The 19232-nt window shown below is 71.8% G+C and carries 18 protein-coding genes and 1 tRNA gene; 4 read left to right on the top strand and 15 right to left on the bottom strand.

What is annotated here, in order from left to right; all coding sequences use genetic code 11:
- Positions 1 to 8 precede the first annotated feature (8 nt).
- From ACWDZ4_RS05775 to ACWDZ4_RS05800, 6 genes are all read right to left on the bottom strand, one after another.
- A complete protein-coding gene (locus tag ACWDZ4_RS05775) occupies positions 9 to 269 on the bottom strand; it encodes a hypothetical protein (protein WP_451507184.1) in 261 nt (86 codons plus the stop codon).
- Complete coding sequence (locus ACWDZ4_RS05780) at positions 266 to 571, bottom strand: DUF6247 family protein (RefSeq protein WP_451507185.1); 306 nt, start codon at positions 569 to 571, stop codon at positions 266 to 268. Before ACWDZ4_RS05780 ends, ACWDZ4_RS05775 begins: the two co-directional genes overlap by 4 nt.
- Before the next feature lie 102 nt (positions 572 to 673).
- Complete coding sequence (locus ACWDZ4_RS05785) at positions 674 to 1276, bottom strand: Uma2 family endonuclease (protein ID WP_451507186.1); 603 nt, start codon at positions 1274 to 1276, stop codon at positions 674 to 676.
- A 35-nt stretch (positions 1277 to 1311) separates the two neighbouring features.
- Positions 1312 to 1809, bottom strand: a complete 498-nt coding sequence (locus tag ACWDZ4_RS05790; RefSeq protein WP_451507187.1) for an ATP-binding protein — start codon at positions 1807 to 1809, stop codon at positions 1312 to 1314.
- Between the two features lie 72 nt (positions 1810 to 1881).
- On the bottom strand, positions 1882 to 2571 hold the full coding sequence (locus ACWDZ4_RS05795) for a TetR/AcrR family transcriptional regulator (protein ID WP_037647586.1): 690 nt from the start codon (positions 2569 to 2571) through the stop codon (positions 1882 to 1884).
- Entirely contained in the window at positions 2568 to 3551 is a 984-nt protein-coding gene (locus ACWDZ4_RS05800; protein ID WP_451507188.1) for an acyl-CoA desaturase, read from the bottom strand. Before ACWDZ4_RS05800 ends, ACWDZ4_RS05795 begins: the two co-directional genes overlap by 4 nt.
- Positions 3552 to 3753: 202 nt before the next feature.
- Between ACWDZ4_RS05800 and ppc the strand changes: the two genes are divergently transcribed.
- Entirely contained in the window at positions 3754 to 6480 is a 2727-nt protein-coding gene (gene ppc / locus ACWDZ4_RS05805) for a phosphoenolpyruvate carboxylase (RefSeq protein WP_451507189.1), read from the top strand.
- Positions 6481 to 6569: 89 nt separating this feature from the next.
- On the opposite strand, the gene ACWDZ4_RS05810 is transcribed toward ppc, so the two are convergent.
- The 7 genes from ACWDZ4_RS05810 to ACWDZ4_RS05840 form a co-directional block, all read right to left on the bottom strand.
- Positions 6570 to 7391: an LPXTG cell wall anchor domain-containing protein gene (locus ACWDZ4_RS05810; protein ID WP_451507190.1), complete on the bottom strand. Its 822-nt coding sequence runs from the start codon at positions 7389 to 7391 to the stop codon at positions 6570 to 6572.
- 207 nt (positions 7392 to 7598) lie between these two features.
- On the bottom strand, positions 7599 to 8066 hold the full coding sequence (locus ACWDZ4_RS05815) for a hypothetical protein (protein ID WP_451507191.1): 468 nt from the start codon (positions 8064 to 8066) through the stop codon (positions 7599 to 7601).
- Between the two features lie 67 nt (positions 8067 to 8133).
- On the bottom strand, positions 8134 to 8724 hold the full coding sequence (gene pth, locus ACWDZ4_RS05820) for an aminoacyl-tRNA hydrolase (protein WP_451507192.1): 591 nt from the start codon (positions 8722 to 8724) through the stop codon (positions 8134 to 8136).
- Positions 8725 to 8858: 134 nt separating this feature from the next.
- Positions 8859 to 9440 carry a 50S ribosomal protein L25/general stress protein Ctc gene (locus tag ACWDZ4_RS05825; RefSeq protein ID WP_451507193.1) on the bottom strand — a complete coding sequence of 194 codons (582 nt, stop codon included), beginning with the start codon at positions 9438 to 9440 and terminating at the stop codon, positions 8859 to 8861.
- A gap of 194 nt (positions 9441 to 9634) precedes the next feature.
- Positions 9635 to 10612, bottom strand: coding sequence for a ribose-phosphate diphosphokinase (locus ACWDZ4_RS05830; RefSeq protein ID WP_451507194.1), 978 nt, complete (start codon positions 10610 to 10612; stop codon positions 9635 to 9637).
- 121 nt (positions 10613 to 10733) lie between these two features.
- Positions 10734 to 12182: a bifunctional UDP-N-acetylglucosamine diphosphorylase/glucosamine-1-phosphate N-acetyltransferase GlmU gene (gene glmU, locus ACWDZ4_RS05835; protein WP_451507195.1), complete on the bottom strand. Its 1449-nt coding sequence runs from the start codon at positions 12180 to 12182 to the stop codon at positions 10734 to 10736.
- Between the two features lie 109 nt (positions 12183 to 12291).
- Positions 12292 to 12363 (bottom strand) — tRNA-Gln (locus ACWDZ4_RS05840).
- A gap of 154 nt (positions 12364 to 12517) precedes the next feature.
- Here ACWDZ4_RS05840 and ACWDZ4_RS05845 point away from each other — a divergent pair.
- Entirely contained in the window at positions 12518 to 13840 is a 1323-nt protein-coding gene (locus tag ACWDZ4_RS05845) for a sensor histidine kinase (protein ID WP_451507196.1), read from the top strand.
- 259 nt (positions 13841 to 14099) lie between these two features.
- Here the strand turns inward: ACWDZ4_RS05845 and ACWDZ4_RS05850 are convergent, their stop codons facing one another.
- Positions 14100 to 14636, bottom strand: a complete 537-nt coding sequence (locus ACWDZ4_RS05850; protein ID WP_451507197.1) for an SUKH-3 domain-containing protein — start codon at positions 14634 to 14636, stop codon at positions 14100 to 14102.
- Positions 14637 to 14646: 10 nt separating this feature from the next.
- Positions 14647 to 15237, bottom strand: a complete 591-nt coding sequence (locus ACWDZ4_RS05855; protein ID WP_451507198.1) for a YwqJ-related putative deaminase — start codon at positions 15235 to 15237, stop codon at positions 14647 to 14649.
- A gap of 238 nt (positions 15238 to 15475) precedes the next feature.
- Here ACWDZ4_RS05855 and ACWDZ4_RS05860 point away from each other — a divergent pair, with 238 nt between their 5' ends.
- Both ACWDZ4_RS05860 and ACWDZ4_RS05865 read left to right on the top strand, forming a co-directional pair.
- Positions 15476 to 16459, top strand: a complete 984-nt coding sequence (locus ACWDZ4_RS05860; protein WP_451507199.1) for an SMI1/KNR4 family protein — start codon at positions 15476 to 15478, stop codon at positions 16457 to 16459.
- A 7-nt stretch (positions 16460 to 16466) separates the two neighbouring features.
- On the top strand, positions 16467 to 19094 hold the full coding sequence (locus tag ACWDZ4_RS05865) for an SUKH-4 family immunity protein (RefSeq protein ID WP_451507200.1): 2628 nt from the start codon (positions 16467 to 16469) through the stop codon (positions 19092 to 19094).
- Positions 19095 to 19232: the final 138 nt, after the last annotated feature.

Consider the following 19232-nt stretch of genomic DNA (forward strand, 5'->3'; position numbering starts at 1 on the left):
CGTGGACGTCAGCCGTACCAGGTGATGTTGCAGACGTAGACGCATTCATGGCGCGGTACAGCGAGAAAGCTGATGAATCCGCGCCCGCCCATCAGATCGAACTCTCGGAGCCCACCCTCGCGGTCGATGGGCCGGCCGACTTTCACCGAGTCGTGTCCGAGTGCGGCCAGCTCGGTGGCCAGCCGCTCTACTTCTGCCACGACACCGAGTGGCAGTCCACTGGTGAGGTCCTCGGCGCTCGGGTTGTGATCCCACGTCCAGTCCGTCACAGCCGGGCCTCCGCCTCGGCTGCCTCCCGGATCCGACGGATTTCGACGATCGCGTCGGTGGGATCCTGCTCGCCCGCGTCCACGATGCGCTCCAGTTCACGCAGCTGAGCTGCGCGTTCCGGATACCGCTCGATCGCGACGAACACGGCCCACGAATGCACGAAGGCACGCAGCGGAGCGAGGCTCTGCGTCTGCTGGGCGTTCGTCGTGGCCTCGAACAGGTGCTGGGTGAGCGCGGGGACCCGGCTGGGGGCGATGCGGGAGACTGCGTTCCGCAGCGCGTCGGGCGTGAGCTCGGGCATGGGGATCAGTGGTCCGTACGGGCCACTGGACCGGGCACTCACGGTGGCCTCCGGTGCGGGTGATTCAGTCTTCGTACAGTACCGGCAGCTGTGGTGGCGGGCTCAGAGCTGGTGGAGTGCGTCCAGCGTGATGTCGATGTCGATCGTGTACGGGACGCCGGTCTTGACCCGGTCGTGGTGGATGCCGGACACGGCGTACGTCTTGGACAGCGGATCGAGTTCGTAGACACGCACAACGGGGTGCTGGTCCGCTCCGGCCATCTCGACCAGCCAGAAGTTCGGGATGCCGGCCGCGGCGTACTTGCGGGGCTTGGTGTCGCGGTCGCGCGCCTCGGAGTCCGGGGAGACCACCTCGATGGCGAGAAGGACGTCGGCCGCCTGGAAACGGGTCTGCTCAAGACCGGTGACCGCCTCGGCGCGGACGACGCAGACGTCGGGCTCGGGACCGTTGCGACGGTCCAGGACAACGGTCATCTCGCGTGTGACCTTCAGCTCCGGGAGCACGGTGTGACGCAGGCCGTTCATCAGCAGGTCGATCATGCGGCTGTGGAAAAGTCGCTGCGGACTCACGAAGACGAGGCTCCCGTCGATCAGCTCGGTGTGCGGCGGGAGATCGGGCAGCGTGTACAGGTCGTCCACGGTGTAGCCGTCCTGCGGCGGCACCGGCCAGCGGCAGCCCGGCTCGGCGATCGGTTCGGCGGTCATGGTTCCTCCCACGAGCGGGATTCTGGCCTGTTCCCTCACCGTAGCGGTTGGAATCCAGCGGCGTCATCACAAGGAGTGACGGCGGGCTCGGCGGTAGTGATCCCGGCCCAGACCGTGAGCCCGCCGCAGGTCCGCCGCTGCCCCCAGCGGGTGGCCAGCGCGTCGGTGATCAGCAGCCCGCGTCCGTGTTCCTGTTCGGGCTCCGGCGTGTCCGGTACGGGCACCCGTCCGCCGCCCTGCCCTTCGTCGGTCACGCTGACAGTGGCTTCGTGAGCGGTGCGGGAGAGCGCGATCGTGAGGGAGCGACTGTCGGTGTGCTCCAGCGCGTTGGCGGCGAGCTCCCCGGTGATCGTTTCCAAGGCGTCCGCCGTGTCCGGCGGCAGCCGCCAGGACAGGGCCGCCATCCGTACGTAACGCCGGGCGACGCCCGCCGGGGCGAGATCCCCGCCGGGGAGTGAGAGCAGGCCCAGGGCCTGGGACGCGCCGGGGCAGTGGGCCAGGGCGTCGTGGGCGACCCCGATCAGCGGAGGCACGCCGTGACCTCCTTCGGGGGCGAGGCGGGCGCCCCGGCTCTCCGCGACGAGCCACGTCGTCGTCCGGGCCGGTCAGCTCTTGCGGTGGCCTATCAGGCGGGGCTTCGCCTCCAGGTTCTCCAGGCCGTGCCAGCACAGGTTCACCAGGTGCGCCGCGACCTCCGCCTTCTTCGGCTTGCGGACGTCCAGCCACCACTGGCCCGTCAGCGCCACCATGCCGACCAGGGCCTGGGCGTACAGCGGGGCCAGCTTGGGGTCGAAGCCGCGGGCCTTGAACTCCAGGCCCAGGATGTCCTCCACCTGAGTGGCGATGTCGCTGATCAGGGAGGCGAACGAGCCCGTGGACTGGGCCACCGGCGAGTCCCGGACCAGGATGCGGAAACCGTCGGTGTACGTCTCGATGTAGTCGAGCAGGGCGAACGCGGCCTGTTCGAGGAGCTCGCGCGGGTGGCCGGCGGTCAGCGCGCCGGTGACCATGTCGAGCAGGCGGCTCATCTCCCGGTCGACCACCACGGCGTACAGGCCCTCCTTGCCGCCGAAGTGCTCGTACACCACCGGCTTGGAGACGCCCGCCTTCGCCGCGATCTCCTCCACCGACGTGCCCTCGAACCCCTTCTCGGCGAAGAGGGTGCGGCCGATGTCCAGCAGCTGTTCGCGGCGCTCCTTGCCGGTCATGCGGACGCGGCGGGCACGCCGGCTCGGAGTGGGCCTGCTCTTCTCGCTGTTCGTACTGCTGCCGTCGATCGCCACGTCACCCATCATGCCGCTTCGGAGGGCCCGGTCCTGCGTCGGGAGTCGATACGGTCCGCGCTCGGCCACCGGACGTCGTACGCCCAGCCGGCCTGCTCGAACCAGCGGATCAGGCGGGCGCTGGAGTCCACCTGTCCCTTCATCACACCGTGCCGGGCCGAGGTCGGATCGGCGTGGTGCAGGTTGTGCCAGGACTCGCCGCAGGACAGCACGGCCAGCCACCAGACGTTGCCGGACCTGTCACGCGACTTGAAGGGGCGCTTGCCCACCGCGTGGCAGATGGAGTTGATCGACCAGGTGACGTGGTGCAGGAGGGCGACGCGGACCAGCGAGCCCCAGAAGAACGCCGTGAACGCGCCCCACCACGACATCGTGACCAGACCGCCCACCAGCGGGGGGATGGCCAGGGACAGGATCGTCCAGTAGACGAAGTCGCGGGAGATGCGGCGGATCGCCGGGTCCTTGATCAGGTCCGGTGCGTACTTGTCCTGCGGCGTCTGCTCCTCGTCGAACATCCACCCGATGTGCGCCCACCACAGGCCCTTCATCAGGGCGGGCAGGGTCTCGCCGAAACGCCAGGGGGAGTGGGGGTCGCCCTCGGCGTCCGAGAACTTGTGGTGCTTGCGGTGGTCGGCCACCCACCGGACCAGGGGGCCTTCCACCGCCATGGAGCCCATGACCGCCAGGGCGATGCGCAGCGGACGCTTCGCCTTGAAGGAACCATGGGTGAAGTAACGGTGGAAACCGATGGTGATGCCGTGGCAGCCCAGGTAGTACATGAAGACCAGCAGGCCCAGGTCGAGCCAGCTCACACCCCATCCCCACGCGAGCGGCACGGCCGCCAGAAGGGCGACGAAGGGAACGGTGATGAAGACGAGAAGTGCGAGCTGCTCGATGGAGCGCTTGGACTCCCCACCGCGCGTGGCGGAGGGGGCCGAGGTGCCGGCCGTCGCTCCGCTGGCGTCTTCGAGCACGTCGGAACGTGTGGTCATGGGGTCCCCTGGGGGTGAGGGAAGTGACTGATGCGTTGGCTACGGATGCGTAACCTACGGCATCGTAAGTATGGCAGCGCTTTGTCTCGCGGCAAGAGGCCGAGGAGCACAGGTTCAGCCGCGCCGCATATCCTGGGCCTCGTCGGACAGCGTGGTCCACAAAACCTCCAGACGTGCTGAAACACTGCAAGGAGCCGCACCTGTGAGCAGTGCCGACCAGAACTCCACCACCAGCGCGGAGCTGCGTGCCGACATCCGCCGCCTCGGCGACCTGCTGGGCGAGACGCTCGTACGGCAGGAAGGTCCCGAACTCCTCGAGTTGGTCGAGCGGGTGCGCGCCCTGACGCGCACCGACGGCGAAGCCGCCGCCGAGCTGCTCGGCGACACCGACCTGGAGACCGCCGCCCGGCTGGTGCGCGCCTTCTCCATCTACTTCCATCTTGCCAACGTCACCGAGCAGGTGCACCGCGGCCGCGAGATGCGCGCCAAGCGCGCCGAAGAGGGCGGGCTCCTCGCCCGTACGGCGGACCGGCTCAAGGACGCCGACCCCGAGCACCTGCGCCACACCGTCAGGAACCTCAACGTCAGGCCCGTCTTCACGGCGCACCCGACCGAGGCGGCGCGCCGGTCCGTACTGAACAAGCTGCGCCGCATCGCCGAGCTCCTCGAAACCCCCGTCATCGCCTCCGACCGGCGCCGCCACGACCTCCGTCTGGCCGAGTCGATCGACCTCATCTGGCAGACGGACGAGCTCCGCGTCGTACGCCCCGAGCCGGCCGACGAGGCGCGCAACGCCATCTACTACCTCGACGAGCTGCACGCCGGCGCGGTGGGCGACGTCCTGGAGGACCTCGCCGCCGAACTGGAACGCGTCGGCATCGAGCTGCCCGCGGAGACCAGGCCGCTGACCTTCGGCACCTGGATCGGCGGCGACCGCGACGGCAACCCGAACGTGACGCCGGCCGTCACCTGGGACGTGCTGATCCTCCAGCACGAGCACGGCATCACCGACGCCCTGGCGCTCGTCGACGAGCTGCGCGGCCAGCTGTCGAACTCCATCCGCCACACCGGCGTCACCGAGGAGCTGCTGGCCTCCCTCCAGGCCGACCTGGAGCGGCTGCCCATCAGCCCCCGCTACAAGCGCCTGAACGCCGAGGAGCCCTACCGGCTCAAGGCCACCTGCATCCGGCAGAAGCTCCTCAACACGCGCGAGCGCCTCGCCAAGGGCAGCCCGCACCGGCCCGGCATCGACTACCTCGGCACCGGCGAGCTGATCGCCGACCTCGCGCTCATCCAGACGTCGCTGCGCGAGCACCGCGGCGGCCTCTTCGCCGACGGCCGTATGGACCGCACGATCCGCACCCTCGCCGCGTTCGGGCTCCAGCTCGCCACCATGGACGTGCGCGAGCACGCCGACGCGCACCACCACGCCCTCGGGCAGCTCTTCGACCGGCTCGGCGAGGAGTCCTGGCGGTACGCCGACATGCCGCGCGACTACCGGCAGAAGCTCCTCGCGAAGGAGCTCAGGTCGAGGCGCCCGCTGGCCCCGACGCCCGCGCCGCTGGACGCCGCGGGGGAGAAGACCCTCGGCGTGTTCACCACGGTCAGGGAAGCCCTGGAGCGCTTCGGGCCCGAGGTCATCGAGTCGTACATCATCTCGATGTGCCAGGGCGCCGACGACGTCTTCGCCGCCGCGGTACTGGCCCGCGAGGCGGGCCTGATCGACCTGCACTCGGGCTGGGCGAAGATCGGCATCGTGCCGCTCCTGGAGACCACGGACGAGCTGCGCGCGGCCGACGTGATCCTCGACGAGATGCTCGCGGACCCCTCGTACCGGCGGCTCGTCTCCCTCCGCGGCGACGTGCAGGAAGTCATGCTCGGGTACTCCGACTCGTCGAAGTTCGGCGGCATCACGACCTCGCAGTGGGAGATCCACCGCGCCCAGCGCCGGCTGCGCGACGTCGCCCACCGGTACGGCGTGCGCCTGCGCCTCTTCCACGGCCGCGGCGGCACCGTCGGCCGCGGCGGCGGCCCCTCGCACGACGCGATCCTCGCGCAGCCGTGGGGAACGCTGGAGGGCGAGATCAAGGTGACCGAGCAGGGCGAGGTCATCTCCGACAAGTACCTGGTGCCGTCCCTGGCCCGGGAGAACCTGGAGCTGACGGTCGCCGCCACGCTCCAGGCGTCCGCGCTGCACACCGCGCCCCGTCAGTCCGACGAGGCGCTCGCCCGCTGGGACGCGGCGATGGACACGGTCTCCGAGGCCGCCCACACGGCGTACCGCAAGCTCGTCGAGGACCCGGACCTGCCGGCGTACTTCTTCGCCGCGACACCGGTGGACCAGCTCGCGGACCTGCACCTGGGCTCGCGCCCCTCGCGCCGCCCGGACAGCGGGGCGGGCCTCGACGGCCTGCGCGCGATCCCGTGGGTCTTCGGCTGGACGCAGTCACGGCAGATCGTGCCCGGCTGGTACGGCGTCGGGTCCGGCCTGAAGGCGCTGCGGGAGGCGGGCCTGGACACGGTCCTGGAAGAGATGCAGGAGAACTGGCACTTCTTCCGGAACTTCCTCTCCAACGTCGAGATGACGCTGGCGAAGACCGACCTGCGCATCGCCCAGCACTACGTCGACACGCTCGTCCCGGACCATCTGAAGCACGTCTTCGAGACGATCCGCGCCGAGCACGAGCTCACGGTGGCGGAGGTCCTGCGGATCACGGGCGAGGAGCAGCTGCTCGGCTCCAGCCCGGTGCTCCACCAGACGTTCGCGATCCGCGACGCCTACCTGGACCCGATCTCCTACCTCCAGGTCTCGCTGCTGGCCCGCCAGCGCGCGGCGGCCGAGCGGGGCGAGGAGCCCGACCCGCTGCTGTCGCGGGCGCTGCTGCTCACGGTCAACGGTGTCGCGGCGGGTCTGCGCAACACGGGCTGACCCCGGCGGGACGTACGAGACGCACGAGAACGGCGGTGGTCCGGGAGGACCACCGCCGTTCGTGTGCCGGTCAGCGCCGGCGTCAGTGCTTACTGGGCCTGCGCCTGGGCCTTGCGACGGCGCATCACCAGGTAGCCGCCGGCGGCGACCAGGGCCGCGGCGGCGGCGGCGAGAGCACCGACGGGCGCGCCCGAACCGGTCTCGGCGAGGTCACCGGAGGCATCGCCCTGGCCGGACGGGGCCGGGGACGCCGGGGCGGGCGCCGCCGGAGAGGCACTGCCGTCCGGCTGCTCGCCGTCGCCGGCCGGGGTGGGCTCGGCGGACGGCTCCTCGGCGGGCTTGTCGCCGGGCTTTTCGCCGGGCTTTTCGGTGGGCTTTTCGGTGGGTTCCTCACCGGGCTTGTCACCGGGCTTGCCGCCCGGCTCCTCGCCCGGCTTCTCGTCGGGCTTGCCGGGCTTCTCCGGCTTGCCTTCGTCCGGCTTGCCTTCGCCCGGCTTGTCCTCGGTCGCGCAGTCGGTCTTGAAGACCTTGTGCTTGGCCTTGCCGTTCTCCCCCTCGAAGTTCCAGAACAGCTTGTACTGGCCGTCCGGCAGGACCATGTCCTCGGTGCGCTCGTGGCCCGAGCCGTCGAGCGTCAGCGAACCGGACTTGACGGTCTCGCCCTTGGGGGCGGTGTTGTTCGCCCAGGCCTCGATGTGCCAGACGACCTTCTGGGCCGCGTCGAAGCCGAAGGCGTCGAGGTAGAAGGAGCAGACCTTGGGCTCGTTCTTGCGAAGCTCCTCGCCGGTCGTGCTGTCGTGGATCTTCACCGTGCCGTTGTCGCCCTTGGGCGTGGCGTGGGCGGAAGGGGCCAGGAGCAAGGAGGCGGTGACAGCCGTCACCAGAGCGCCGGAAGGAATGAGGGTGCGCATAGGGGCAGTCCAACGTGAGAGAAGTGGGTGCCGTGGGGGGCGGCTCAGCCTCCTGCGGCCTCTGCGCCCAGTCAAGGACGATCTTGGCCCATTCGCCCCATGCGCCGTGACTTGACCCAAAGGTCTCGGATAACGATCAGGCGTACGCCGTTCCGGAACGGGGCCGCACGGCCCGGGGACGGCCCCGGGAGCGGCCCCGAGCCCGGCTCAGAGCGCGAAGAACGACGCGAGCAGCAGTGCCCCGCCGGCCGTCCCCGCTCCCCACGCGGCGCGGGTCAGCCGCAGGCCGCCGCCGATGACCAGGCCCGCGAGCAGCAGGGCGCCGCCCAGCGGGGTCCAGGCGTGGAGGATGCCGGGGGCTTCGGCGCGTACCGCTTCGGACGTGCCGGGCTTCAGGACGACCGGCAGGGCCGCGCCCTTCTCCACCGCGACCGACCTGTCGATGGTCACGGGGGAGCGGCGGGGCGCGGGGCTCTCGGGGACGTACGGCCCCGTACAGGTCTCGGCGCCGCAGCCGGCGACCGTCAGCGTGCCGTGCTCGCGCCCCTTCGCCAGCATGACGTGCTGGGCCGTCTCCCAGGAGGAGCGGACGCCGGCGACGAGCAGCAGCAGCGCGATGCCGGCCATCGCCGCCCGTCGGACGTACAGAAGGGCTTGGATCCGCTTCGAGGCCATGGAGCGCGATCCTTGGCCATGCGGCCACGCTCGGTCAACCTCTGCCCATCATCTTCGGAGGTTGTCCTCAGGAGTTGTACGTACTCTGCACACGCTCCAGGCCCTCGGTGACCAGGCACTCCACCGCGTCCGCCGCCCGGTCCACGAAGTACCCCAGCTCCTTGCGCTCCGTCGAGGAGAAGTCCTTCAACACGAAGTCGGCCACCTGCATACGTCCCGGCGGCCGGCCGATGCCGAAGCGCACCCGGTGGTAGTCGGGACCCATCGACCTGGTCATCGACTTGAGACCGTTGTGGCCGTTGTCGCCACCGCCCAGCTTCACGCGCAGCATGCCGTAGTCGATGTCCAGCTCGTCATGGATCGCGACGATGTGCGCCGTCGGCACCTTGTAGAAGTCGCGCAACGCCGTGACCGGGCCGCCGGACAGGTTCATGTACGACAGCGGCTTGGCCAGCACCACACGGCGGTTGGCCGGACCCGGCGCGCCCATACGGCCCTCGACGACCTGGGCCCGCGCCTTGTGCGCCTTGAACTTCGCCCGCATCCGCTCGGCGAGCAGGTCGACGACCATGAAGCCGACGTTGTGCCGGTTGGCCGCGTAGTCAGGACCCGGATTGCCCAGACCCACGATCAGCCAGGGATCGGCTGCGTCCGTCATCTGCATGTCTCCTTCATACGCCCTCGCACGCCCTCACACGCTCTGCGCCCTCGTACGCCCTCGTACGCCCTCATACGCCAGCCGCCGTCCCGCGCAGAGGCGCGGGACGGCGGCTGGACGGCGAACAGCGAGGCTCAGACCTCGGAGCTCTCGGCACCCTCGGCGGGCGCCTCCTCGGCCTGCGGGGCCAGGACCTGGATGACGATCGCGTCCGGGTCGGTCTCCAGGGTGGTGCCCTCGGGCAGCGGAACGTCCTTGGCGTGGATCGTGGCACCGGCCTCGAGGCCCGCGATGGAGACCGTGACGGACTCGGGGATGTGCGTGGCCTCGGTCTCGACCGACAGCGTGTTCAGCACGTTCTCGAGCAGGTTGCCGCCCGGGGCCAGCTCGCCCTCGGTGTGGACGGCGACCTCGACCGTGACCTTCTCGCCCAGCTTGACCGCGAGCAGGTCGACGTGGGTGATGGTGCGCTTGATGGCGTCACGCTGGACGGCCTTCGGGATGACCAGCTCGGACTTGCCGTCGACGTCGAGGCGCAGCAGCGCGTTGCTGGTCTTGAGCGCCATCATGAGGTCGTGGCCCGGCAGGGTGACGTGGACCGGGTCGGCGCCGTGGCCGTAGATGACGCCGGGAACCTTGTTGGCACGACGGGTCTGACGGGCGGCACCCTTGCCGAACTCGGTACGTACTTCAGCGGCGAGCTTGATCTCGGCCATGGCTGCACTCCTCGTGGGTGACGGAAAACGGAAGGGTCACCCGGCCACGAAACGGCCTGCTACGAAGAGCGCGTCGATAACGGATCCGCCGTACCCCATGAGTACGGCCTCCCTCGCCGAGCAACTCGGGGAGTCTACCCGGCGGGGAGGCCGCACCAGAAATCGATCTTCGGATCAGCCTCGCGGCCGGACGGTCACGCCTGCTCCTCGAAGAGGCTCGTGACCGAACCGTCCTCGAAGACCTCGCGCACCGCGCGCGCGATCGTCGGCGCGATCGAAAGCACCGTGATCTTGTCGAGCTCCAGTTCGCCCGGCGTCGGCAGCGTGTCCGTGAACACGAACTCGCTCACCTTGGAGTTCTTCAGACGGTCGGCGGCGGGACCCGACAGGATGCCGTGCGTGGCCGTCACGATGACGTCCTCCGCGCCGTTCTCGAACAGGGCGTCCGCGGCGGCGCAGATCGTGCCACCCGTGTCGATCATGTCGTCGACCAGGACGCAGATGCGGCCCTCGACGTCACCCACGACCTCGTGGACCGTCACCTGGTTGGCGACGTCCTTGTCGCGGCGCTTGTGGACGATCGCCAGCGGCGCGTCCAGGCGGTCGCACCAGCGGTCGGCGACCCGCACCCGGCCGGCGTCGGGCGACACGATCGTCAGCTTCGAACGGTCGACCTTCGCGCCCACGTAGTCCGCGAGGACCGGCAGCGCGAACAGGTGGTCGACCGGGCCGTCGAAGAAGCCCTGGATCTGGTCGGTGTGCAGATCGACCGTGACGATGCGGTCCGCACCCGCCGTCTTCATCAGGTCGGCGATCAGACGGGCCGAGATCGGCTCGCGACCACGGTGCTTCTTGTCCTGACGGGCGTAGCCGTAGGACGGCACGACCACGGTGATGCTCCGCGCGGAAGCCCGCTTCAGAGCATCCAGCATGATCAGCTGTTCCATGATCCACTTGTTGATCGGAGCCGTGTGGCTCTGGATCAGGAAGCAGTCGGCACCGCGCGCCGACTGCTGGTAGCGGACGTAGATCTCACCATTGGCGAAGTCGAAAGCCTTCGTCGGCACGAGGTCGACGCCCAGCTGGTGCGCGACCTCCTCGGCCAGCTCGGGGTGGGCGCGGCCGGAGAAGAGCATCAGCTTCTTCTCGCTGGTCGTCTTGATCCCGGTCACAGCACTGTCTCCTCGGACGTGAATCATTGCTGCTGCGCCCACACGCCTTTGAATCGCATGCGAGCCAGCCGAATTGTGTGCACCTATCACGGTACGCCGTGAAGGACGCACCTGTTTCCGGTCAGCTTTCGCCGTCGGCCGTCACGGCCGCCGACTGAGCCGCCTGCGCGGCAGCGCTTCCCGGACGCTTGCGAGCCACCCAACCCTCGATATTCCGCTGCTGCCCGCGGGCGACAGCGAGGGAACCGGGCGGCACATCCTTGGTGATGACGGAGCCCGCCGCGGTGTACGCGCCGTCCCCGATCGTGACAGGAGCCACAAACATGTTGTCCGAGCCCGTCCGGCAGTGCGAACCGATCGTGGTGTGGTGCTTGGACTCGCCGTCGTAGTTCACGAAGACGCTCGCGGCGCCGATGTTCGTGTACTCGCCGATGGTCGCGTCACCGACGTACGACAGGTGCGGCACCTTCGTGCCCTCGCCGATGACGGCGTTCTTCATCTCCACGTACGCACCGGCCTTGGACTTCGCGCCGAGCCTGGTGCCGGGCCGCAGATAGGCGTACGGGCCCACGCTCGCCCCCTCGCCGACCTCCGCTCGCTCCGCCACCGTGTTGTCCACCCGGGCGCCCGCGCCGACGACCGTGTCCGTCAGGCGCGAGTTCGGACCCACCGCGCAGCCCTCGCCGAGGTGGGACGCGCCGAGCAGCTGCGTACCCGGGTGCACGGTCGCGTCCTGGCCGAATGTCACCGTCACGTCGATGAACGTCGACGCGGGATCGACCACCGTCACACCACCGAGCATCGCGCGCTCCAGCAGCCGGGCGTTCAGCAGCCTGCGCGCCTGGGCCAGCTGCACACGGTTGTTGATGCCCAGGATCTCCCGGTGGTCGGCGGCGACCGCCGCACCCACCCGGTGACCGGCCTCGCGCAGGATCCCGAGGACGTCGGTCAGGTACTCCTCGCCCTGGCTGTTGTCGGTGCGGACCTTGCCCAGCGCGTCCGCGAGCAGCCGGCCGTCGAAGGCGAACACCCCGGAGTTGATCTCGCTGATCGCCCGCTGCGCCTCGGTGGCGTCCTTGTGCTCGACGATCGCGGTGACGGCGCCGCTGACGTCGTCCCGGACGATCCGCCCGTACCCCGTCGAGTCGGGGACCTCGGCGGTCAGCACGGTGCAGGCGTTGCCGTCGGCGGCGTGCGTGCGCGCGAGGCCGGCCAGCGTGTCGCCGGTCAGCAGCGGGGTGTCGCCGCAGACGACGACCACGGTCCCGTCGATCCCGCCGCCGAGCCGCTCAAGGCCCATGCGCACCGCGTGCCCGGTGCCCTTCTGCTGCTCCTGCACGGCGGTCACGGCCTCGGCGTCGATCTCGCCGAGGTGCGCCGCGACCTGCTCGCGGGCGTGGCCGACGACGACGACGAGGTGCTCGGGGCCGAGCTCCCGGGAGGCCGCGACGACATGGCCGACGAGCGAGCGCCCGCTGATCTCGTGCAGGACCTTCGGGGTGGCCGACTTCATGCGGGTGCCTTCACCCGCTGCGAGGACGACGACGGCGGCAGGGCGGGAGGCGCTCACGGTGATGCCCTTCGGCTTCGGGTGGTGGACACCCGCAGGATACCGGGGGGCCTCAGGACCGAAACGCGCGCGGGTCCTGACCAGTGTGGTCAGGACCCGGATGGAACTGCTCCCCTGCCAGGACTCGAACCCGGACATAAGGCACCAAAAGCCTCAGTGCTGCCAATTACACCACAGGGGAATATGGCTGACTGAACCCGACATCGCGTCAGGCTGTCGTCGTGGCTGCAAACACTATGCCGTAACAGCGGCCTCCGATGCGACGGGCATGCGGCCCGTTCCACGCTCGTCCGGTCTCCGGATATTGGGTGGCGGCCGCCCGTAGGGTGGACGGCATGACCGTGACGGGGGCAGATCAGGACGCCCCGGGTATGACCGCCCGGCGCTACTGGTGGTGGGACAGGCGGCGCAGTGTCGTCCTGGATGTGGGGCTGGCGCTGGTTTCGGCGCTCGAATGCGCGTTGGAGGGTGTGAGGTTCGCGGGGAGCGCGGGACTGCCGGTCCCGGTGGGGGCGGGGTTCGGGCTGGTCGCGGGGGCGGTGCTGCTGGTGCGGCGGCGGTGGCCGATCGCGGTGGTGCTGGTGGCGATCGCCGTGACGCCCGCCGAGATGGCGTTCCTGATGGGCATCGTGTCGCTGTACACGCTGGCGGCGTCGGAGGTGCCGCGCCGGATCATCACGGTGCTGGCGGGGATGTCGCTGGCCGGGACGCTGATCGTGACGTTCGTACGGACCCGGCAGGACGTGGCGAACGCGGCGGACGGGGATTTCGACCCCGGACCCTGGTACGTGCCGCTGGCCTCGCTGTTCCTGTCGCTGGGGCTGACCGGGCCGCCGGTGCTGTACGGGCTCTATATAGGGGCCCGGCGGCGTTTGATGGAGAGCCTGCGGGAGCGCGCGGATTCGCTGGAGCGGGAGCTGTCGCTGCTGGCCGACCGGGCGGAGGAGCGGGCGGAGTGGGCGCGTACCGAGGAGCGGACGCGGATCGCGCGTGAGATGCACGACGTGGTCGCGCACCGGGTGAGCCTGATGGTGGTGCACGCGGCGGCGCTTCAGGCGGTGGCGCTGAAGGACCCGGCGAAGGCGGTCAGGAACGCGGCGCTGGTCGGTGACATGGGGCGGCAGGCGCTGACCGAACTGCGGGAGATGCTCGGGGTGCTGCGTTCGGGGGACCGGGCGAGGCCGGTGGCGTCGGAGGTTCCGCTGGCGTCGGTCGCCGCGGCCGCCGCGTCGGTCGCCGCCGCGGAGGCGGAGGACGGGCCGTGCCTGGCCGATCTGGAGGCGCTGGTGGGGCAGTCGCGGCAGGCCGGGATGGTGGTGGAGTTCTCGGCGGAGGGTGCGCCGGTCGGGTGCGGGGCGCTGGTGGAGCAGACGGCGTACCGCGTGGTGCAGGAGGCCCTGACGAACGTGCACAAGCACGCGGCGGGGGCGAAGACGTGGGTGCGGCTCGCGTACCGCGGGTCGGAGATCGCCCTGCAGGTGGAGAACGGCCCGTCGGACGGCGGTACGGCCGACGCGGGGCTGCCGAGCGGCGGCAACGGGCTGGTGGGGATGCGGGAGCGGGTGACGGCGCTGGGGGGCGTGTTCGTGTCGGGGCCGACGGACGCGGGGGGCTTCCGGGTGTCGGCGGTGCTGCCGGCGCGCCCGCGCGGGGCGTAGGCGGCTGCGGGGCGGGGTGGTGCTGTGCACTCCTTCCCGCTGCGGCACTTGGGCCCATGTGCCATGTGCCATGTCGCGGTGCCGGGAGGGGACGTGCCGGGGCGCTCCCCGCAGGGCGTCGAACGCAACCACCCCGAAGGAATCTCCGTACCCGAACGTTCGGCGCCCGAGGAGACGCCCCGGCGCGGCACCGGTCCCGAAGCCCCCGCACCGCGCGGGACGCCGGGCCCCGGGACGCCGTACGGCCCCGGCGCGACCCCTACACCGGGGCCAGCCGGCTCGGCTGGGTGCCGGTCACCAGGGTGGCCAGGGCCTGGTCGAGGTCGGGGCCCAGGTACCAGTCGCCGGTGTGGTCGAGGCTGTAGACACGGCCCTGCGCGTCGATCGCGAGTACCGCCTGGCCGGCGTCCCCGCCGCTGCTGAGCTCCGTGCCGAGCGGACAGACCTCCGTACCGAGCGCGCGGCCGAGGTCGGCGAGGGTGCGGGCGTGGTGGAGGCCGCTCAGCGGGTCGAAACGTACCGGTGTCGGCGCGATCTGCCGGCCGGGTCCCGGTGCGGTGATGTGCAGCCCGCCGAACTCGGCCCAGACCTCGACGGCGGCGGGGAAGACGCTGTGCCGGTGGCCCGCCGGTGAGGTGTGGGCGCGCAGGGTGTCGGCCCAGTGCTCCGCCTGCCGCATGTCCCAGCGTCCCGGCTGCCAGCCTGCTGCGCGCAGGGCGGCGTCCACGGCCACCGGGAAGCGGGTGGTGCTGGTGTGGGAGCGGGGGGCGGCGGGGTGGGGAATGGGGCCCGGCATCGGCTGCGGGTCAGCCCTTCTCGGTAGGGGACGCGGTGGGGTCTACGGTGCGTACGCCGAAATGGGCGAGCATCGGCGTACAGGAGCGGCACGGCGGGGCGTAGCTGCCGTGCAGCGGGTCGCCGTCCTCGCGGATGCGGCGTGCGGTGAGCTTGGCGTGCTTGAGGGAGCGGCGGGCTTCGCCGGTGGTGAGGGGTCTGCGGGAGGCGCGCTTGGAACGTGAGCCTTCCACGGCGGTGATGTGCCGGGAGAGCAGGATCGCTTCCGGGCAGCGGCCGGTGAAGCGTTCTCGCTGGCCGCTGGTGAGGGTGTCGAGGAAGTCCTGGACGAGCGGGTGCAGCCGGGGCGGCCGGTCGCCCCGGCCTGCGGTGCACGTGAGGGTGTCGGCGCCGCGCACGGAGAGTGCGGCGGCGACCGTCGGCAGGATGCCGTCGCGGCGGTGGCTGAGGGCGGGCGCGCGGGTGGGCTCGTCGCTGCTCCAGCTCAGGCGCGGGTCTCCGGCCGTCGTGGTCGCCGGAGGTGCGCTGGTCGCGGTGGTCGCCGTGGTGGTCGTGGCCGTGCCTGTCGGTGTCGTCGTGGCGGTTGTCTGTGCCGTGTGCATGGTGGTGCTCCCCTCCGTGCCCGCGGCGGTAGCCGCTGGTGTGCACGCCCCCGCGTTGCGGGGACAGCCTGCCAAATGTGTCCGCCGGTGCGGAAGCTGGGTCGGTGAATCGTGTACAGGTGTCGCCGGGTGGTGACCCGCACGTGACGGTTCGTTACGCAAGGCGAGGGGCAGGCCCCCTGTTGTCCCACCGCATAGGCTGTGGCGAACCAGCCAGCAGCAGCAGGGGGCAACCGCCATGACGACAGGTCGGCTCGGGCAGCAAGCCGCGCCACCGAACGCGGCCTACGCCGGGCAGGTCGTGCATTTTCCGGACCCGGTCCGGGCCTCTCGTCACCCGCGCGGTGTACGGGTCGACGAGGACGGCTTCCCGGTTTTCTCGCCGTACGCGCGTGCCGCCGCGGAGATCGCCGAGCCCCCGGAGGGCTTCGGCGTCGACGAGCTGCGGCTCACGGACTACGTGTCCGCCAACGCGGCGCTGGCCGCCGACGGGCACGCCCTGTGGGACACCATTCCGGCGGTCGCCACCCCGCACGGCTGGACCTGGCACCACGTGGCGGGCACCCGGCGCATGGAGCTCGTACCGGTCGAGGTGAAGGCGCTGCTGCGGCATCACGGCGGGCTCACGACGGCCGCCGTCGACCAGGACAAGCGCGGCACGCGTCCGTTGCAGGAGACGCGGCCGGCCCACTTCGGGCTGCCGAGGGGTTCCGTGGCGGTGAGCGAGCAGCAGATCCTGGGCGTCGAGGAGGACCTCGGCTACCGGCTTCCGGGCGCCTACCGGTCCTTCCTGAAGGCGGCGGGCGGCTGCGCGCCGGTGGGTACGGCGCTCGACGCGGAGCTGGGGCTGCTGGTCGACCAGCCGTTCTTCACGGTGCGGGACGAGGCCGCGGTGAACGATCTGGTGTACGTCAACAAGTGTCTGCGCGACCACATGACCAAGGACTACCTGGGTGTCGCCTTCGTCCAGGGCGGTCTGCTGGCCGTGAAGGTGCGGGGCGAGGGGGCCGGGTCGGTGTGGTTCGTCGCGTACGACGACGCGCGGGACCGCGACGGGCTGACGGTGCACGAACGTGTGGAGCGGCTTCTGCTGCCCTGCGGTGAGGACTTCGACGCTTTCCTCCAGCGGCTGGCGGGCAGTCCGCCGGAGCTGGAGACCGTGGCGAATCTGATGGTCGACGGCGGCTTCGCGCGCGCCGTCCCGGTTTCGGACGAGGGGTGAGGGTCCGATGGTGACCTTCGCGCAGGCGCAGGAGCGCGCGGAAGAGTGGGTCAACGGGGACGTGCCGGCGCCGTCGCACCGTGAGGTGCGGGTGCGGGAGTTCGAACTCGGTTTCGTGGTGTGGGCGGAGGACCGTGAGAACGGTCCCGCGTCGGACGGCGGGCGGCAGCGCCTGGTCATCGCCCGGGACGGCGGTGAGGCCACGCTGTGGCCCGGCCTGCCGGTGGGCGAGGTGATCCGCCGGTACGAGGAGGAGTACGGGACGCCGGAGGTGGCACCGGCGGCGGACGCGGGGCCGGCTCCGGCGCAGCGGGTGGACCTGGAACAGACGTCGTTCCTGCTGACGCCGCCGGAGTGGCTCCAGGAGGCGGCGGACAGCCTGGGCCTCCCGGACCGTCCTGTGCCGGGTTCGTCTGCCGGTTCACCGGTGGGTCCGCCGGTGGCGGGCGGTGCGGGTTCGCCTTCCGCGGGTGCGGTTCTGCCCCCGGAGGCGGGCGCGGATTCCGCCGGCACGGGTGGCGACGGGCCGGCGCCGGGCGCGGCTTCGCCTTCCGCGGGCGCGGATCGGGCCGGTGCGGGCGGGAGCGCTTCGCAGGCCGGGCGGGGGACCGGGGAGGTCTCCTGGCCCAGTGCCGGCGCGGAGCGGGCGGACTACGAGCCCACCGCTTCCGACGGGGTGCCGGCGGCGCCCGCGATGCCTGTCGGGGCGACCCCCTGGTCCGGGACCGACACCACCCCGGCCTTGGGCTCCGACGACGCGTCCGTGCCGCTGCCGGCCACGGTTTTCGCGCCGCCGCTCTCCGGTTCCGACGAGGACGACTTCCCGCCGCCCGGTGTGGCGCCGGAGGCCAGGACGGCGCTGATGTCGGGCGGCAGCCGGTTGCCCTCGACCACGGTGGCTCCCGCCGTGCCCGGTGAGGTTCCGCAGCCGCCCGGGGCGCCCGCGCGCGCCGCCGGGCTCGGGCCCGGCGCCGAGGAGATCGCCGACGCTACGACCGGCAAGGCTCCCGTGACGCCGCCCGGTGCGCGGCCCGGCGCGGTTCCGCCGCCGCCGGCGCCCCCGGCTCCGCCGGAGGGGCCCAACGAGCCCGGTGTCCCGGCGGGCGGGTACGTACCGACTCAGCTCGTTTCGGCGCTCGGTCCCGACGGGCCGCAGCCGCCCGGCCCGCCCGCGCCGCCGTCCGGTGACGGTGTCCACCACGCGGCGACGATGCTCGCCCACCCGAGCCAGGGCAGGGGCATGCCGGGTGCCGCTCCGCACCCCCCGGGTCCGCCCGGCCCGCCCGGCCCGCCCGGCCCGCCCGGTCCGCCCAATCCGCCCGGCCCGCCCGGTCACCCTGGTCTTTCTGGTCCGCCCGCGCCGCCGTCCGGCGGAGGCGTGCACCACGCGGCGACGATGCTCGCCGACCGGAGCCAGGGCGGCGGCATGCCCGGCGCTCCGCAGCCGCCCGGTCCGCCCGGCGGCGGTGTGCACCACGCGGCGACCATGCTGTCCGGCCCCCCGCCCGGCGCGCCGCAGCCACCCGGTCCGCCCGGCCCTCCGGGTCCGCCCGGCCCGCCCGGGATGCCGCCGGGCGTCGTGCCGCAGCCACCCATGCCCATGCCGCAGCCCCCGGCCTACGGCTACCCGCAGCCGGGACCGACCGGGCTGCCGACGGTCGGCCCCGGTTACCAGGCCGTACTGCGCTACCGCGCCCAGGACGGCAGCGAGCAGCAGCTCATCCGCCGCTCCGCGCCCGGCACCCCGCACCCGGAGTGGCAGATCCTGCACGAGCTGCGCGCCATGAACGTGCCGCCGCAGCAGGTGCTGGAGCTGCACACGGAGCTGGAGTCGTGCGAGCTGCCCGGCGGTTACTGCGCCCGCATGATCCGTGAGACCTGGCCCCAGGTGCGGATCACGAGCGTGGCGCCGTACGGGAAGGACCACGCCGGCCGTCAGCAGGGCATGCGGCATCTCCTCACCCACCAGGGCGAGTTGCACCAGGTCGCGGACGGCCCGGCGCGCCCCGCGCCGGTGCGGGCGCCGCTGCCGCCGCCGGGGCAGCTGATGCCGGCGCCGCCGATTCCGCCCGAGGGTGTGGCGCACGAGCTGATGGGTGCCTTCGGGCCGCAGGGCGTCTTCCGTTTCGACCGGGCGGCGGTGTCGCGCCAGGGCGTGCCGGACATCGTGGCGCACACGCTCGTGGTGGCGGGTCTGCCGGTCGATTTCGGGCCGTTCTTCTGGGCGCAGGCGGTGCCGGGCCAGCCGGTGCCCACGCTCGCGGAACTCGCCGCGCAGCGCGGGGTGCAGCCGGCCGCGGACGCGGGCTCGTACCTCGTCATGGGCAGCGACTTCGGGCGGGCCCTCTGCGTCCAGTACGGCACGGCGAACATCGTGGCCGTACCGGTGGAGGCGGGCCCCGGCGGCCACCCCGTGCCGCCGCAGTTCGTGAACACCGGCCTGCCGGAGTTCACGCGCTCGCTGGCGCTGCTCGGCCACATGTGGCGGCTGCGTTTCGGGCTCACGCCCGAGCAGGCGGGCCGCTGGACGGTCGACTTCCAGGCGCAGCTGGCGGCGCTGGACCCGGTGGCGCTGGCGTCGCCGGAGAGCTGGTGGTCGGTGCTGCTGGAGCAGATGTGGGACGGCCTGCTCTGACGGCTTCCCGGCGGAGTTCCTGAGGGCGTACCGGGGTGCCCGGCCTGCGAGGGGCCGGGCACCCCCGGCCGGTCTCCGTACGACGGACGCCTCCGCCCGGTACGGGCAACGGGGGTACGGGCAACGGGTACGGGCGCG

Source organism: Streptomyces sp. NPDC003016 (genome assembly GCF_053591455.1).